A 16,687-nucleotide genomic window follows, 5' to 3' on the forward strand; every position below is an offset into this window, starting at 1 on the left:
CAATGGCAGCCCGATAGCAGGTATTCGCCTGCGGCAGATACTTTTATGTTAATTGCATCGTGGTAATGCAGGTAGCGTCATCCTCAAAAGTAGAAATCTCGGATTCTGATGCTTTTCCATCATGCTTAATCTTTATTTGATAGGTTTTGTCTCTTGGAAGCCATAAATCGAAAAACCCATTAGCCTGGGTTTTGACCTTATCGTCCAAAATCACATTGCCTTCCGTATCTTCAATATATACATCAAACTCTTTTTCAGCCAGTTCACCTTGACAACCTGTCAAGCTATGATTCGTTCAAGGGTGGGTTTCATTAGCGTAAGGTGCAATCGATACGAAAAACTCTTCTTCCGGCAGATCATAGGATAATTCCTCTCCGTCCGATTCTTTAACGATCAGCTTCTCCGAGGTAATGGATGCAGACCCGGTCTTTATGTTTCCGACACTGTAATCGTTCACTAAGGCTTTGATGTCTTCAGTCTCTGAAGCAGCATCATCCTTGGAATCAGCTTGTCCACAGCCAGCTAATGCAATAGAAATTAGTGAAGCAGCGAGAACTAATTTGATCTTCATCGTTTTCACATCCTTCTTCAGTTTCATCTCTTACTATACCAAAGTACTATAGCAAATAAATATGAACAATTTATGAAGCTTCCAAAAAAGAGTACAATAAAAAGGCCCGCTTCTTTAGCGAGCCTTACAGAGCTACCTTACAAATGTAAGTTTACTTTCCTTTTCAGGAGCTTCACATGGTGTTCCTTCCGCTTTTCCAAATACAATGCTTCTGCCGCAGATGGCTTCCACATCTTCTTTATCATGCGTCACCATGATACAGGTCATGTTTGCCTTTTTCAGGATCATCAGAAGCTCATCCCTGATCGATCCTTTTAAATTCGCATCCAAATTGCTGAATGGCTCATCCATCAGCAGCAGCTTCGGCTTGGGAGCCAGAGCCCTTGCCAGTGCAATCCGCTGCTGCTGACCGCCGCTGAGCTCATGCGGATATCGTTTCTCAAACTCTGTCATCTGGACAAGCTCAAGCATCTCCCTGACACGGGGATATCTTTCTTTCCGCGGCAGGCGCGACAAACCGAATAATAAATTATCCTTTACTGACATATGAGGGAAAAGGGCATAATCCTGAAATACCATGCCCACCCCTCGGTCTTCCGGCTGTACAAACGTCTTCTCTCCAGCTGCTTCTGTGCCTGCTATTTCAATCGTGCCAGACCTTGGAATTTCAAGACCTGAAATCAACCTGAGCAGCGTGCTTTTACCGCTGCCGCTCTGTCCGAGTATGCCGACGATTTCCCCCTCGTCCACTTTAAAAGAAAAGTTCTCAATTACAGGAACACGGGCTTTAGGAAATGAAAATGTCAGATTCTGAATGGTAAGGATGTTCATTTCTTCACCTTCTTATCAATCATTTGGAACACCGCAACAGATAAAACACTTATGAGAATAATCATGAGAGAAGGGATGGCTGCTTCATGAATCATCTCATCTTTTGCGTATTGATAGGTCTTCGTGGCAAGGGTATCAAAGTTAAACGGCCTAAGCAGCAAAGCCAAAGGCAGTTCCTTAATAATCTCTACAAATGTTAAAATAAACCCGCTGAATAAAGCGCCCTTGATCAGCGGCAAATCCACCTTGAAAAAGGTTTTGGTGACGCCGAACCCGAGCATCCTGGATGCTTCTGTATATTTTGGGCCAATTTTTTCAAATCCGATTTCAACAGCATTATAGCCTGTTGCCATAAAGCGGATGGTATAGCCAATCACCAGCATGCCCAGAGATAAACTTAAAATAAGGGGAGCTTTTCCCCATCCCATATAAGCATAAAATGGCGCAAGCAAAGAATCAAGTTCTATAAATAACGCCAGGATGCCAATCGCAATGATTGCCCCGGGAATCGAGTAGCCGGCTGTTGCGAGCTTGGATAAAATATAGGCCCCGTTCGAGTGCGACCGTGTTACATTGGCAATGATCACAGCAAATAATAGGATCAGCGCCGTGGAAATCATCCCAACAAAAACAGTCTGGTTTAACAGGGTAAAGAACGTGTCGTTCCATACCTTTGTGAAGGTCAGCCTGGTCCATGCCAGCAGCTGTACCACCGGTATAAAGAAGCCGAGAAGGAAGATCGCTGAACAATAACCGAACACTGCTGCAGCCTTAAGCCCCTTTAGCTTTTTCCGGACCAGGGGCCTTGATTTGCTGCTGATATTATAGCGTCTTCCCTGTCTGAGCAATTTTTCAATAAAAAACAATCCAACGATAATGACCATTAGCCATGCCGCGAGCCTCATAGCTGAATCTGCATCATACATGCCAAACCAGGTCTGGAAGATAGCTGTCGTAATCGTATGGATGCCAAAATAGCTTGTTACTCCATAATCACTTAATACTTCATAAATGACAAGCACAGCACCGGCCACGATTGCCGGCCTGGAGAGCGGGAGGACAATTCTTACAAAAATTGAAAAAGGCTTTCTCCCCAGCAGCCTTGCATTTTCAAGGAAAGAAGAGCTCTGGTTTTCAAGAAACGCTCGGCAGATAATGTATACATATGGAAAAAGAAAGATCGTAAAAATAAATACGGCCCCTCTCAGAGAGGAGATTGACAGCCATTCCGGATTGATCTGATAATCGAACTTGTTCCTTAACGTAACCTGTACGACCCCTGTATAGCTCAGCATCGTCCGATAGGTGTAAGCTGCGATATAGGGAGGAATGGCCAGCGGGAGAATCAGCCCCCAGCTAAAAAAACGTCTCAGAGGGAAATCATATGCCGCAATGAGCCAGGCCAGGCTCACCCCTAATATAGCTGTAAATAGCCCAGTCAGCACAACGAGAATAATCGAATTGGCAGCATAATTTTTTAAAAGATATTCCCTAATCTGAAACCAGTTTTCATTCGGTTCCTGGAAAATAGAAAAAAAGATAAACAAGATGGGCAGCAAAATTATTGCCGCCCCAATCAAGCTTACCAGCCACCATCCGTTAAAATCTTTTCGAAAAAAATGTTTAACAGATTCCGTATTCATGTTTATTTCCAGCCTGTTTTATTGAAAATCTCAATGGCTTTTTGGTTATGCTTTCCTAAAGTATCAAAGTCAAGCTCCTGCATTTTAAAGTCGCCCCATGACTTAAGAATTTCCGGCTTTTCTGCTTCAGTGTTAACAGGGAACTCATAGTTGTTTGCTGATAAATATTCCTGAGCATCTTTGCCAGTCATGTATTCAATTAGCTTTGTCGCATTTTCAGGATTTTTGCTGTGCTTCGTTAAGCCAATTCCGCTAATGTTTACATGAGTGCCGTTTGTTTCCTGGTTAGGGAAGAATACACCAAGACCTTCTGCCACTTTTACTTCTTCAGGGTCAGAAGAATTGGCAAGCAATCCTACATAGTACGTATTCATGATTCCCACATCACCAATGCCGGCTGCAATGGCCTTCGCCTGGTCGCGGTCACCGCCATCCGGCTGGCGCGCGAAGTTTTTCACAATGCCTTCTGACCATTCTTCGGCCGCTTTTTCACCATTCAACTCAATGAAAGAAGCAAGCAGGGACTGGTTATAAAGGCTTGTTGAAGAACGGGCAAGCACTTTGCCTTTCCACTTATCACTTGTTAGATCTTCATAAGTTGATAATTGATCAGGTGAAACTCTATCCTTCGAATACACGATGACACGTGCTCTGGTCGCCATTCCAACCCACTTGTTTTCTTTATCGCGCAGGTTCTCAGGGACATTTTCACTGATTACATCGGATTCAACCGTCTGAAGAATATCATTATCTTTTGCGTGCGCAAGGACACCGCCATCTACTGTAATAAATAAATCCGCTTCCGTGCTTTCGCCTTCACGCTTCAGGCGCTCAATCAGCTCTTCCGCTTCCCCTTTAACGACATTGACTTTAATGCCTGTTTCTTCTGTGAAATCTTTATATACTTGATCATCTGCTTCATAATGTCTGGCAGTATATACATTAACCACCTGCTCTTCCTTTTTGGAAGCAGTGTCTTTTTCTTTTTCTCCCTCAGAAGCGCCTTCTCCCCCGCACCCCGCAAGAGCCAAAGTTAAAGCTGTTGTTGCAATAAAAGGTTTTAGTAATTTTGATAAGTTCATGTTTTCTTTCCACCTTTATATATGTATTTGAAAATGATAATTATTATCACTATATTAATTCTACCTATTAATATTTATTTCGTCAACATTCTTTTGCTATGAAAATAATAAATTTGTCAAATGAAATGTTTCCTCTTATATTCATTCCTATCAATCTATATGTAAATCAGAAAAATAAAAACTGCTTATTAATAACAACAAGATCCTTATGCGTATCAGGATCTTGTTGTAAAAGCATTCGCGGAATCTCTATTCTACCTGACCGCACACCGGTTTGGACCAATTTCCATTTCACGCTGTGTTTCTTCCTCTGGTGAGATTTTGCCCATATTCGTTTCCCGGATTTGCTGATAGGAATTCGGCTGCGGCGGTAGATTCTCCGTAACAGTTCTGCGGAACTCTTCCTCGCTGTCGATCTTTAAGCCATGATTCTGCTGGTACAGCACCCCGAGCTTTTCCGAAATGCTTCCATCCTCATTCATTTCATCTGAAATCATAAAATGTGCCGGGAGCACAAGCAGTTCATCGGTCAGCTCTTTATATCTTGTATATAAGGTTGTACGCAGGTCCTTTACCCAATCGCCAGCTTTCCCGGCCAGATCGGGGCGGCCAATCGAATCAATGAAAAGAATATCGCCTGTGAGCAAATATTGGCCATCGACCACAAATGAAGTACTGCCGATGGTATGGCCCGGCGAATATACTGCCTTAATGACTGTATCTCCTACCTGATACTCATCCCCGTCATGAATGTGATTGTACTCAAATTGGACCTCTTCCGCGTCCTTTGGAGGCAGATAATAACCCGCTCCAAACTTTTCAGCCAGCTTTCTTCCGCCTGAAATATGATCCGCATGCAAATGAGTATCAAGGACATGTGTGATGGTTATCTCTTTTTGCCTGATAAAATCCTCATACGGACCTGCCATCCGGTTCGCATCAATCAATGCTCCCTTGCCATTGGACTCAATAAGATAGGATAAACAGCCTTTTCCGATCCGGACAAATTGATAAATGGATCCGCCTTGTTTCAAATCCCCAATTTTAATCGGCTCGAGGTGTTCACTCCATGCCTTCATTCCGCCTTCAATGGAATATACATTTGAAAAGCCTGCTTCCGCTACCTGTCCGGCAACAAACTCTGATGAGCCTCCCTTGGCGCATACGACAAAAATTTCCTGATCTTTAGGCATCTTGTCCTGGATGGATTCCACTCCCTCAAGCAAATCAAAATACGGGGCGTTAATGATATGGACGTTTTTTCCTTCAATCTTCCAATCATCAAAGTCATCCGTATTTCGCACATCCAGAATGAATGTTTCTTCATGATTTAGAATTTTTCTGGTTAATTCCTTTACAGTGATTGTCTTAACATGATTCTCAGCCATTTTTTTCACCTCTTTGCGGGATTAAAAAGTAAGTGTTACATCGGCATCCTTACCTATTATTTTTTCCTGGAGATCGCCATGGTCTGTTACATGAGGATGTTTCGCCTCCACTTTTTCTTCCTCCGCCGTCGCTTTGCGCAGGTAATGTTTTAAGGTATCTCCGTCTTCCAATGTTCCCAAGTAATGATTGCCAGTGCTCTGGGCCCATGCTTTAATATCTGCGGTAGACCCCTTATCCGTCGCCTGAACCTCCATTACCTGTCCTGGCTCAAGAGCGGTCATCTCTTTTTTGGTTTTAACAATTGGCATTGGACAGGAAAGTCCTTTAGCATCCAAGACTTTATTAACATTCATGCTTTTCCCTCCATTCCCTATTAGTATCTTTTTAATTCTGCTTTCAATGCCCGGCCTAGTTTTCCAATTATTGATAACTTGATTCCCTATACCTCTATCCGTATGAATACAAACTAAACCTTTTTGTTTATTTGTGCACCAAATCCATTTCTTAATAAAGTCTTAACAATAGCCCATCAAAATGGTGGTCAAAGGAGTGACTTACATGAACGATATAGGAATGTTTTTTGCCCTCGCAGCCGGAATGCTGTCTTTCTTCTCTCCCTGCGTGTTTCCGCTGCTTCCGGCATATGTGACCCATCTGACTGGAGGCCGAATCGAGAACGCTAAAATGAAGGTGGACCGGAAGAAGCTTTATTTGCGTTCGTTTGGATTTATAATTGGTTTTAGTATGATTTTTATAGCTCTTGGTGCATCCGCCAGCTTTATCGGAAAAATTTTAATGAATTATCGGATGATTATAATGCAGGCTGCCGGGCTGTTAATTATTGTTTTCGGATTGCAGATGGCCGGCTTGCTTAAATTCAAATTCTTAATGAAAGAAAAGCGATTCCGTACAGAAAATAAATCAAAGGGCATGTTTGGCTCTGTTTTGCTGGGAATGGCCTTTGCAAGCGGCTGGTCACCTTGTGTTGGCCTTGCGCTTTCATCCATACTATTACTGGCGAGTTCTTCAGATACGCTAAGTCAGGGTATCTTCTTATTAGTGGCTTATTCTCTTGGTATGGCCATTCCATTTTTCATTATTTCAGTAATCATTTCTTATTCATTAAAAACCATGCGCAAAATTAATAAGTACTTATCCAGGCTCGCATTTGTTAATGGCATGATAATGGTTGCACTGGGAATGCTCGTTTTAAGCGGGCAAATGCAAAAAATTAGTGCATGGCTTTCAGCGTATAGCCTATTTCAATTCTAAAAAAGCGATAAATAATAAAGGATGATTATTTTGCCCGATCAGCATCTTATTGGAAAAACAGTATTGGTGGTAGAGGATGATGCCAAAATCCGCAACCTCGTTAAAATTTACCTGAAAAAAGAAGGTTATGAAGTGATGGAGGCAGCGGATGGCCGTGAAGCCATGAAGAAAATTGAACAATTTGATCCCTGCATTTTAATTCTGGATCTGATGCTTCCTAAAGTCAGCGGAGAGGAAATTTGCAGTTGGGTGCGGGAAGATTTGAAAAGCATGATGCCAATCATTATGCTTACGGCCAAAGCAGCTGAAAAAAACCGCATTCAGGGCTTCAAGCTGGGTGCAGACGATTATGTCGTCAAACCTTTCAGCCCTGCTGAACTGATGGTGCGCATCGAAGCAGTCCTAAGAAGAACCTCAAGCCGGTGCGGAAAATTAAGCTTTACAGGATTTACTCTCAAGCCTGCAAAAGGAGAAGCTATCATTAATGGAGATCCTCTTGAGCTGACACAATTCGAATTTAAACTGCTGCACATGTTTATGCAGCACCCGGGTCAAGTTTTATCGAGAGAACAGATTCTAAACTGCATTTATGAACATAACCAGAAGGCAGTGTCTGAACGGACAATCGATGTGCATATCAACCATCTCCGGGAAAAAATCAAACAAAAAACACCAAAGGACTATATTCAGACGGTAAGGGGAATGGGGTATAAATTTGTGGGTTTATAAAAAATTTTCCAATCTGTTATCGCGCCTCGTTGCCCTGAATAGCCTGGTCATTTTGCTTGTGATCCTCCTGGCTGGTTTTTCAGTAAAGGATTACGCATGCTTCCTCGTCAACTCAGAAGATGTCACCGGACAGGATCTGGTTGTTACCTTGAACGGATTTCTCTGGAGGGTTAGTATTGCTGCATTTGTCATCGTCGGCTTATTCCATTATTTCACTGTCCGTAAATTGGTCCATCCCATTAAGAATCTGTCCCAGGCTGCCAAGGACGTGATGAAAGGCAAGGCTCCTGATGAATTGGCCGTGCCTTCTTCGGGAGAATTAAAGGAACTGACCGAGAACTTTAATGCCATGACGGCCTCCCTTGTATCTTTTCAGGAAAAACGGGAAGAAATGCTCCGTGACATCGCCCACGAGCTCCGCACTCCCTTAACCAATATCAATGGCTATCTTGAAGCCCTGGAATCCGGAGTCATCGAGGGTGACCCTGAATTATTCGGCTCACTGCTTGAGGAGTCCCGGCGGATTACCGGCATCGTGGAACTGATAACAGAGCTCAACACATGGAGCAATGGCACATATTTTACTGAAAAGCCATTCGAGCCTTTATCCATTGACACGATTCTAAAAGAATCACTTAGTGCCTTTCGGTTAAAACTGGACGAAACGTTTGATCTCCAGGAGGTCCGGATTGAGTCTGCAATGGTAATGGGGAATAAAGACGGCCTTAAACAGGTTTTTACTAATATTCTTCAAAATGCACTTGATTACAATGCAGGGGCCGAACTGGCTATAAATGCCGCCCTCTCCGATCATTTCTATTCCATTACTATTTCCCATACAGGGCAGTTCATTGATCCTGAAAAAAAAGACCTGATTTTTGAAAGGTTTTATCGCCTTGAGGAATCAAGGAGTACAAAAGTAACCGGAGCTGGATTAGGATTAGCCATTGCCAAAAGTATTGTGGTAGCTCATAAGGGGCTGATTTCTTTGCAGACAGATGGAATCAGCCATACTTTTAACATTAAACTTCCAGCGGTTTCTAAAAATGAACTGATTTCTTAATCAAATCTTAATAAAACCCTTTCATACTAATGACAGGAAAGGGGTGAAGAAATGAAATTTACTATAAATAATGAAAACATTACAGGTGAATTGGGCTTCGGAAAGCTGCCTGTTTCTCCTAATGATCAGGCAGGCTATCGCCCGCTGGAACTCTTTGTGTCATCCTTGGCTGGATGCAGCGGCGCGGTGCTTTGGAATATCCTTCAAAAGAAGAGGCTGGGAGTTAAGATGATTGAGGCGGAAGTTTCTGTCTCCAGAATTCCTGAAGAAGCAAATCGGATAAATAAGCTGGCCATTTCAGCTGAGGTTCATGCAGATCAAGCTCTTTCCGAAGCACAGGCTGCAAAAGCAGCAGAGCTCACTGTGAAAAATTGCGGAATGATTCAATCTGTGATTGGCTCTATCGATATCAACTATGAGGTTACGTTCACGGGTGATTATGATTGAGTTATTTTAATATTGGGAGCCTGACGATTCCATCTGTTTGGCTGGCTGTTCTGCTGTCCCTTTTTATGACATCACTTTTGTACAGATTCGCCTCGGGAAGAAAACTTGAGGATTGGTATTGGAACAGTTTTTTTCTTTACTTTCTGGTGTGGAAGTTAAGCTATATTCTGTTTCACTTTAAGATGGCCATAGAGATGCCGCTGTCTATTGTTTATTTTAACGGGAGCACAAAAGGTCATTTCCTTGCTCTTATATCGCTTTCCGTTTATCTGATTTATATTGCAGGAAAGAAGTACCAGACAGTCTATCGCGATGCTTTTAAGGTATTTCCTCTTTTTTTCATTAGTTTTGAAAGCACCAAATTTGCACTGGAAACAAATCTGGCTGCTGCCACGGCAAGTCTGCTTCTGCTGATCGGCTATGCACCTTTTCTTAAAAAGAAAAATGAAAGCTTCTCAATCCAGGCATTCACCTTCCTTTTCCTTTTCGAGCTTCTTATCATCAGTTTCTTACAGCCGATCCTGTCCCTTGAGATACTGACATTCGGCTGGCTGGCATTTATCGTATACATCCTGTCTATCCGGGATCGTAGAAATCTTAGCTGCAAACTAACTACTTAAGGCGGTGTAAAAGGTTGAATAAAAATTTGTTATCGATAGCTATAATTCTATTGGCACTGGCGATTGTATTCGTCAATCTATGGAAACCATCTGCAGATAAAGAAAGCACAAGCAATGCTGCTGTGGAAAACGAAGAGGAATCGATTGAAACCGAGGATATACCTGGGTCAGATCTTACTCAGGTTGAGGAAGGAAAGCCTGCTCCAGATTTTGAACTAACCACTCTGGATGGCAAAACTATGAAACTATCGGATCTTCAAGGGAAGAAGGTCATTCTGAACTTCTGGGCAACCTGGTGTCCGCCCTGCAAAGCTGAAATGCCTCATATGCAAAATTTCTACGAAAAGCATAAAGAAGATGGCATTGAAGTGGTAGCAGTTAATCTCACAAATATTGACAACGGCCGGAAAGATATCGAGAAATTCGTTAAGGATTACGGACTTACCTTTTCCATCCCCCTCGATGAAGATGGCATGATCGGCCCGCAGTATCAAGCATTTACAATTCCAACAAGCTATATCCTCGATACAAAGGGTGTAATTACAAAAAAAATTGTCGGCCCTATGGATGAAGGCATAATGGAAAGCTTGACGAAGGATATTGATTAAGGATAGGCAGACAAAAGGTGCCTGCCGCTGAATTTTAATATCATCTATCACCGTATAAATGAAGGTACATATACGATGAAATATCTCAATATTGGCCCAAACCACCTTAAAATATTATATCAGATGCCTGCCCTCCTTAGTCTATAATGTATTTTTTGGGGCAGGCACTGAAAACGAATGGGGTGTGTACCTTCCGAATCGAGATTCCTGTAATTCTCAAGCGGTTTTCTGCATTGATATTAATCTAATCGGTAATGCTTATTCCATTCGGCATACCTTTTACTTCAATTGTATCAATAACCTTATTCTGTTCTTTATCGATGATGCTGACCGTATCATCAAATATATTCGTTACATACACCCTCTTGTTATCCGGACTTGTTACCACTCCATGCGAGCCTTTGCCGGTTTCAATTTCAGCTGATGCTTTCTTTAAAGCAAGATCTATAACGGTAACACTGCTCGAAGGAGCTTCTTCTGTTCCCTGGTTGGCCACATAGGCAAACTGGCCTTTCTCATCGATATATACTTGTGCAGGACCAGTTCCCACTGGAATTTTATCAACCTTATCAGTGGCCAGATCAATCACAGCGAGAGCATTTTCTCCATTTAATGCTGCGACAAGTGTTTTTCCATCAGAAGTAATACCCGTAGTGACAGGAGCTCTTCCCACTTTTATCCGCTTTTCTTCCTTCATGGTTTCAAGATTAATAACACTGACCGTATCTTCACCCATATTGGCAATGTAAGCTCTTTTGCTATCTGATGAAATCCTGAATCCATGCGGCCCTTTGCCGGTCTCAACTGTGTTTGATACATTGAGGCTATTCATATCAATGACAGATGCAGTATTGTCCTCGTTGTTTGTTACAACAGCGTACTTCCCATCCTCCGTAAAAACAATGTGGGCAGGGTGATTTCCAACTTCGGCCTCCTGAACCAGTTCATCGCTTTCAACACTGTAAAATACTGCTTTTGCACTCACTTCTCCGTGCTCTCCATGGCCTCCCCCTTGCCCTGCCATACCTGGCACAACCGTAGCCCCTATTAATTTTCCATCTGGTGAAACCTGCACATTGTGAGCGGAACCTTCTACCTCTATTGTCGTTACAATTGAATTGTCAGATGCATCAATTTTTGTGATGCTGCCTCCTTCGTTTGCGGTGTAATAATATTGGACCTCCGTTTTTTCTTCAGCCTCTTCTTTATTGCCTTCAGTTTGCTGAACATCCCCGGAAACAGACTTCGATTCATCAACAGCATTACTTCCCGAGCTGCATCCGGCCAGTATCACGCCTAACAATAAAAATACAATAAATATCATTTTAAATTTAATCATGGAATTTTCCTCCCTTATCGTTATATAAAGAGAGCATAATAACAGCAAGAATATACAAAAGTGATGTACTTCACTTAACCAAATAAACGTGCAAAAAGTATAACAATCTTTTGAAATCCATAAACTCTGCAAATTTAATAGGTATGATAAAGAATTTCCTAATATCCAGGCCCTTTGCTAAAACAAAAAAAGCTGGCCCGCACTACTATAAGTGCAGCCAGCCCATACCTATTCGATTATTTCCACACGAACGCTTTTTCTCCCCCACTGAAGGGCATCGCCCTGGTTTGGAATGAACACATCGATTGAACTTCCGTTTATGCCGCCGCCTATGTCCGCTGCTATTGCAGTTCCATAGCCTTCTACTTTCACGATTGAGCCAAGCGGAATGACACTTGGATCGACTGCAATCACTTTCGCATCAGGGTACTTTTTTAAATCCAGACCCATCCTTGTCACACCTGAACAGCCCTCACAACTCGCTGTATATGCTGTGCTTTCCACAGTCAATGTTTTACCTGCCGCTGTGCCGCGCTTCGCCTTTCGGTCAAGTGCGGCTCTCGTCCTCGGGCCGGCAATGCCATCTGCGGTCAGTCCCTGCTGTTTTTGAAAGCTCTTGACAGCGCCCACTGTACCATTTCCATAAATACCATCTAAGCTAGATTTGTAATGACCTGTTTGTTTTAATTGATATTGAATTTGGATGACCTGTTTTCCAATGTCCCCATATCTCAGTACTTTTAATGCGTGGTTTGTCTGCGGTCCTGCTATTCCATCAGCCTTCAGGTTACGCTTACGCTGAAAATCCTTGACGGCTTCCACCGTGATGCTTCCATAGTATCCTGTCGATGTATGATATGGGAATACCCCTTTTGTCATCAGGTAATCCTGCAATTCGGCCACATCTGACCCTGATGATCCATTGGCAAGTGTACGATCCCCGAGCGCCGCTTCTGTAAACGAAGGAGCAACCAGCATGAGAACCACAGCCACGAAGGCCATCAGCATGTTTTTAAATCTCATTAACATTAATAAATCCTCCCCAATTTCCTTTGATATAAAAGAATTCGGGAGGAAATGACATTATTCGAGTGTTGCAAACAGAATCACAACGTTCGACCCTCTATCATCCATTATATTGCAATAATGGGTTCTATTTTGTCTGTGTATATATTACCCTACATTTATAAGAAAAAGCTGAAGAACTTTATCTTCAGCAATTTGATCTATTTCCATATATCCAAGTACTTTTTCTTGTATTTTTTGTCATCAACAGTATCAATCAAATCTAAAGCTGTTTGTCTAATAGCCTCATCATTCAGATGATCATATAAATTTTTCATATTTTGAAGGATGTCATTACGTATTAACGTGTAATTTTTTTCATCTGTTCCATTAATAAAACGTTCAGTCATTTCTTCCATGACCAGTTCTTTTTGGGGTGTACCGGAAATCCCGATTTTCCATATAGATTGAAGGCTATGTCTGGCTGTAACAAACTTTTCATCTTTTGTTACTTCCCACAGCTTAGGGAAATCCCTCATGATTCTCATCTCTGGATCGCTTTTAGCCAGGTTAGCTAAGTATTGAGCTGCACGGGAGCGTTGATGGTTATCGTTATGAGTTAAGTCCTCTAATAGCTGATCCCATACTTCATAAGCCCAATCAACTTCTTTGTCAGTAGCATTTAAAATGTGCTGATAAGCTTCATAACGCTCTTCTTTATCGTCTGACTTTGATTTTTGAAATTCCAACTTCAGCTGACTGTCCATCGTTCACCGCCTTACTTACATGCAAGAATTTCTTATATTTTATAAAGCTACTTCTGCGCTATTTGAATAAGGTTGCCGCATGTATCATCGAATACAGCCAATGTGACATCCCCCATTACTGTCGGCTCCATAGTAAACTTCACTCCGAGTTTTATTAATCGGTTATACTCTTCGTGAACATCAGCAACGCCAAACATTGTGGCTGGAATTCCTTCTGCAAAAATCTTCTTTTGATATTCTGTGGCAGCCGGATGTACATTAGGTTCCAGCAAGAGCTCCGTACCATCTTGATCTTCGGGAGAAACCAGGGCGATCCACCTGTGTTCCCCAACTGGGATGTCATGCTTTTTTACAAACCCCAGCGTTTCTGTATAAAAATTCAATGCCTTCTCCTGATCCTGGACGAAGATACTGGTAACAATAACGTTCAACATGTATTTGCCTCCTTTGTTAATTGTAATGGGCTTCCAGCAAAACCGGCAGTACCTCTGTATGAATCTCTATTCCACTTTTAGTAAGTTACTCCAGCCATCCTTCCAGCAGATTCTTAAGTGGCTGGTTATTAAAAATAATTACCCGATATTTTCCCTTTCGTTCGGATCTAATGAGCTGTGCATCTTCCAATACTGAAAGATGTTTAGCTATTGCCTGCCGCGAAATGGAAAGGCCGTGCTTCATAATGAGACGAGCCGTCAGTTCAAATAGCGTCATCTCTTTGCGTTCGGAAAGTTCGTCCAATATAAGCCTTCGTGTCGAATCACCAAGTGCTTTGAATATAGTGTCTTTGTCCCAATTCATATTATGATTATAAGCAACCATTTGGTTGCTTGTCAATACAAGCAACCTCAAAGTTGCCTACTAAAGGTCCCGTTTCAATCTTGGCAGTAATCACGAGAACAAGTCTTAGAGGTTTAAGCCAAAGAACTGCATACATCCTTCTGTATTTGTAAAAAATACTGAAGAGGTGAGAACAATTGGAAAATGATAATTTAAAGCTTACATCTTCCGAAATAGGAACACTATGGGGGGAGTATGTAAACGGAACAATGACCGAGATTGTAAATAGGTATATGATTTCAATTATAGAAGACGAAGAAATAAAACAAGTTTTTGAAATAGCTATTAAGACAGGGGAAAAACAAAAGGAGCAGCTTGTTTCCTTCATTGAGAAGGATGGATTTCCAATTCCCATTGGTTTTTCGGAGTCCGACCTCAATAAAGGTGCAGAGAGATTGTTTTCAGACTTATTCTGCCTGAATTATTTACATATTATGACTATCCATGGTTTGTTAGGTCATACAACCGCTTTAGGTGTTTCGGTCAGAAAGGACATACGGGAGTTTTACAACTCATGTGTAGATGATGCAAAAAATATGTACGATTTAACCATTGAGCTGCTTCTGAAAAAAGGAGTTTTTCAGAGAGATCCTTATTTTTATCCTGCCGAAAGCCCTGAAATTATTACTGCAACAGATTTTACTGATGGATTTTTCGGAAAAGGGAGACGTTTATCTTCTACAGAAATAATCAGTATCTCCCTTAACATTAAAAAGGGGGTTATGGCAAAAGGACTTTCCATCGGATTCAGCCAAGTCACAGAATCGAAAGATATAAGGAAGTTTTTTGAGGAGCTAGAAGAAACATCCGATGATAACCTGCAGGCGCTTTCAAAAATATTGCACAAGGATAACTTGCCAGTCCCAACTTCATTGGAATCAGAGATTACAGCGTCAAAGGACTCTCCATTTTCCGATAAATTAATGTTGTATCATATGGGTTTCCTGGCTCAAACTGCACAAGTATATTACGGGACAGGCCTGGCCGGATCCATGCGGACAGACCTGGCCTTAACTTATGAAAAAGCAATTCTGAAATCCTTGGGAGTCACCAGAAAATGGTTCGGCATTATGGTGAAGAACAAGTGGTTAGAACAGCCGCCGCTTGCTCCCAATAGAAAAGAACTTGCACAGGATAAATAAGTTACCCCCTCATTTTTATGAGGGGGTTTTCACAGTCCGGCAGCTGAGCCGTGCCTGGGTTCTCGTTCCAGCTTAATCTCCTCCCCCGCCACAACTTGAGCAGGAGCTGCAGGAAGAGCAGGAACTGCATGAGCTGCCGGAACCGCAGCTTGTACAGCTTGATGAAACCTTGCTGCTGATTTTCATGTAACTGGAAAAATCATCATAATGAAAATACGATACAGATAAAAAAGGAACCAGCATTGCGTTATAGTTTTGCTGGGTTTTTCTTTTTCTCATCATTTCTTGTATGATACTTTTTTCATAGTTTTTTACTTTCTTTGCTGTTTTTTTCATGGCAGAAATAAGCGAGACCACCGTATTTATATATTGGCTATTTCTCCTAAAATAGAGCTCTATTAGTTCATTTTCCGGCAAATCCTTAAAATCATCAATTATATTTGGAGGTACTGGGAATCTGTAAAACCCCTTATAAAGATGGATATTTTCCTTTCTTATGAAAAAGAGCTCACCATACACCCAATCAAAAAATCCGCGCAAATCAGGTTGAGACGACTGGTTTAGATTTGGACTATGATGAAGAGTGCTTCCCAAATATCCTTTTGAAAAATCATCATACTCACGGGTAAACATGAGCATATGATGCCACAGGTCATCGACTTTTTCACTGAACATAGGGGACTCTTTTAAAAAAGAAGTCATAATAAAGTAGCGTTTTAAATCCAGCAGACGCCACCTGTACTCATTTTCTTTTAGCTTAATTTCTTTCCTTACCCTCTCTTCTACATTGCCCATATAACTGCTGCTAAGAGATTTCTCCAGGTGATCACTTAGCTTTTTCAACCCTTTAATCGGTTTTATGTCTAAAGATTTCGGAGATAAACCAAATTTAAATGAGAGTTTCTTGCGCAAAAAGAAAATAAACCAGATAACCACGGCAAGCAGGAATAACCAGACCATGTAATCCCCCCTTCTTTCATACTATTACGAATCCCATTGCCGAAAGTTCCATATTTTCGCATTATTAATATCCATTAGCACAATATGAAAGTACCCCGTTAGCTCAATACCTTTACCAATACAATTTCATCTCTGATCGGAATGCCAGCATTTCCAATTAACGGTATCTTGGGTTTAACCTTTCTTGCTTCCTCAACCGCATTATGAATAATTTTGGATAGGATAAATCTTCGTTTCTGATAAAACTTTAATGCTAATAAATTATCATTCGTTGTTATTAGCAAACAGCAACTCTAATTTTACAATGGAAATAATCGATTATTGTTGAAATGAGGTTAAGGTGAGGGAGGACGTAACTGTCACCTGAAGTATTATTCGCACT

General features: G+C 41.6%; 18 protein-coding genes and 2 pseudogenes. 7 read left to right on the top strand and 13 right to left on the bottom strand.

Annotation, left to right across the window (positions count from 1 at the left end; all coding sequences use genetic code 11):
• Nucleotides 1–43: 43 nt before the first annotated feature.
• The 6 genes and pseudogenes from NYE23_RS17585 to NYE23_RS17610 form a co-directional block, all read right to left on the bottom strand.
• The gene (locus tag NYE23_RS17585; RefSeq protein ID WP_341079612.1) at nt 44–571 is read right to left on the bottom strand and encodes a CueP family metal-binding protein; all 528 of its coding nucleotides are present in this window, start codon (nt 569–571) and stop codon (nt 44–46) included.
• A 132-nt stretch (nt 572–703) separates the two neighbouring features.
• Nucleotides 704–1,402 carry an ABC transporter ATP-binding protein gene (locus NYE23_RS17590; protein WP_341079614.1) on the bottom strand — a complete coding sequence of 233 codons (699 nt, stop codon included), beginning with the start codon at nt 1,400–1,402 and terminating at the stop codon, nt 704–706.
• Entirely contained in the window at nt 1,399–3,045 is a 1,647-nt protein-coding gene (locus NYE23_RS17595; RefSeq protein WP_341079615.1) for an ABC transporter permease, read from the bottom strand. The genes NYE23_RS17590 and NYE23_RS17595 overlap by 4 nt, the downstream gene beginning before the upstream one ends.
• A gap of 2 nt (nt 3,046–3,047) precedes the next feature.
• Nucleotides 3,048–4,127, bottom strand: a complete 1,080-nt coding sequence (locus NYE23_RS17600; RefSeq protein WP_341079616.1) for a Fe(3+) ABC transporter substrate-binding protein — start codon at nt 4,125–4,127, stop codon at nt 3,048–3,050.
• Nucleotides 4,128–4,381: 254 nt separating this feature from the next.
• The gene (locus NYE23_RS17605) at nt 4,382–5,515 is read right to left on the bottom strand and encodes an MBL fold metallo-hydrolase (RefSeq protein ID WP_341079617.1); all 1,134 of its coding nucleotides are present in this window, start codon (nt 5,513–5,515) and stop codon (nt 4,382–4,384) included.
• 45 nt (nt 5,516–5,560) lie between these two features.
• A pseudogene (locus NYE23_RS17610) lies at nt 5,561–5,869 on the bottom strand (sulfurtransferase TusA family protein); the annotation flags it as partial.
• Between the two features lie 205 nt (nt 5,870–6,074).
• Between NYE23_RS17610 and NYE23_RS17615 the strand changes: the two are divergent.
• The 6 genes from NYE23_RS17615 to NYE23_RS17640 are packed head-to-tail and all read left to right on the top strand — an operon-like array spanning nt 6,075 to nt 10,255.
• Complete coding sequence (locus tag NYE23_RS17615; RefSeq protein WP_341079619.1) at nt 6,075–6,788, top strand: cytochrome c biogenesis CcdA family protein; 714 nt, start codon at nt 6,075–6,077, stop codon at nt 6,786–6,788.
• 30 nt (nt 6,789–6,818) lie between these two features.
• Nucleotides 6,819–7,517 (top strand): response regulator transcription factor, encoded by a 699-nt coding sequence (locus tag NYE23_RS17620; RefSeq protein ID WP_341079620.1) that lies wholly within the window; start codon nt 6,819–6,821, stop codon nt 7,515–7,517.
• On the top strand, nt 7,504–8,580 hold the full coding sequence (locus NYE23_RS17625) for a HAMP domain-containing sensor histidine kinase (protein WP_341079621.1): 1,077 nt from the start codon (nt 7,504–7,506) through the stop codon (nt 8,578–8,580). The genes NYE23_RS17620 and NYE23_RS17625 overlap by 14 nt, the downstream gene beginning before the upstream one ends.
• A 51-nt stretch (nt 8,581–8,631) precedes the next feature.
• Nucleotides 8,632–9,027, top strand: a complete 396-nt coding sequence (locus tag NYE23_RS17630; RefSeq protein WP_341079622.1) for an OsmC family protein — start codon at nt 8,632–8,634, stop codon at nt 9,025–9,027.
• The gene (locus NYE23_RS17635) at nt 9,024–9,647 is read left to right on the top strand and encodes a hypothetical protein (RefSeq protein ID WP_341079623.1); all 624 of its coding nucleotides are present in this window, start codon (nt 9,024–9,026) and stop codon (nt 9,645–9,647) included. The genes NYE23_RS17630 and NYE23_RS17635 overlap by 4 nt, the downstream gene beginning before the upstream one ends.
• A gap of 14 nt (nt 9,648–9,661) precedes the next feature.
• A complete protein-coding gene (locus NYE23_RS17640; protein ID WP_341079624.1) occupies nt 9,662–10,255 on the top strand; it encodes a peroxiredoxin family protein in 594 nt (197 codons plus the stop codon).
• A gap of 244 nt (nt 10,256–10,499) precedes the next feature.
• Here NYE23_RS17640 and NYE23_RS17645 read toward each other — a convergent pair whose 3' ends face one another.
• The 5 genes from NYE23_RS17645 to NYE23_RS17665 form a co-directional block, all read right to left on the bottom strand.
• Nucleotides 10,500–11,594, bottom strand: a complete 1,095-nt coding sequence (locus tag NYE23_RS17645; RefSeq protein WP_341079625.1) for a YncE family protein — start codon at nt 11,592–11,594, stop codon at nt 10,500–10,502.
• A gap of 228 nt (nt 11,595–11,822) precedes the next feature.
• Nucleotides 11,823–12,623: a peptidoglycan-binding protein gene (locus NYE23_RS17650; RefSeq protein ID WP_341079626.1), complete on the bottom strand. Its 801-nt coding sequence runs from the start codon at nt 12,621–12,623 to the stop codon at nt 11,823–11,825.
• A 197-nt stretch (nt 12,624–12,820) separates the two neighbouring features.
• Nucleotides 12,821–13,366 (bottom strand): hypothetical protein, encoded by a 546-nt coding sequence (locus NYE23_RS17655; protein ID WP_341079627.1) that lies wholly within the window; start codon nt 13,364–13,366, stop codon nt 12,821–12,823.
• Nucleotides 13,367–13,413: 47 nt separating this feature from the next.
• Nucleotides 13,414–13,797, bottom strand: a complete 384-nt coding sequence (locus NYE23_RS17660; RefSeq protein ID WP_341080797.1) for a VOC family protein — start codon at nt 13,795–13,797, stop codon at nt 13,414–13,416.
• An 88-nt stretch (nt 13,798–13,885) separates the two neighbouring features.
• Nucleotides 13,886–14,164: an ArsR/SmtB family transcription factor gene (locus NYE23_RS17665; RefSeq protein WP_341080799.1), complete on the bottom strand. Its 279-nt coding sequence runs from the start codon at nt 14,162–14,164 to the stop codon at nt 13,886–13,888.
• Nucleotides 14,165–14,340: 176 nt separating this feature from the next.
• Here NYE23_RS17665 and NYE23_RS17670 point away from each other — a divergent pair, with 176 nt between their 5' ends.
• Nucleotides 14,341–15,345, top strand: a complete 1,005-nt coding sequence (locus NYE23_RS17670) for a DUF3231 family protein (protein ID WP_341079628.1) — start codon at nt 14,341–14,343, stop codon at nt 15,343–15,345.
• A gap of 72 nt (nt 15,346–15,417) precedes the next feature.
• On the opposite strand, the gene NYE23_RS17675 is transcribed toward NYE23_RS17670, so the two are convergent.
• Nucleotides 15,418–16,305 (bottom strand): hypothetical protein, encoded by an 888-nt coding sequence (locus NYE23_RS17675; protein ID WP_341079629.1) that lies wholly within the window; start codon nt 16,303–16,305, stop codon nt 15,418–15,420.
• A gap of 98 nt (nt 16,306–16,403) precedes the next feature.
• Nucleotides 16,404–16,586: pseudogene (locus NYE23_RS17680) on the bottom strand (GNAT family N-acetyltransferase); the annotation flags it as partial.
• Between the last annotated feature and the right edge of the window lie 101 nt (nt 16,587–16,687).

This window comes from Cytobacillus sp. FSL H8-0458 (assembly GCF_038002165.1).
GTDB lineage: Bacteria > Bacillota > Bacilli > Bacillales > Cytobacillaceae > Cytobacillus.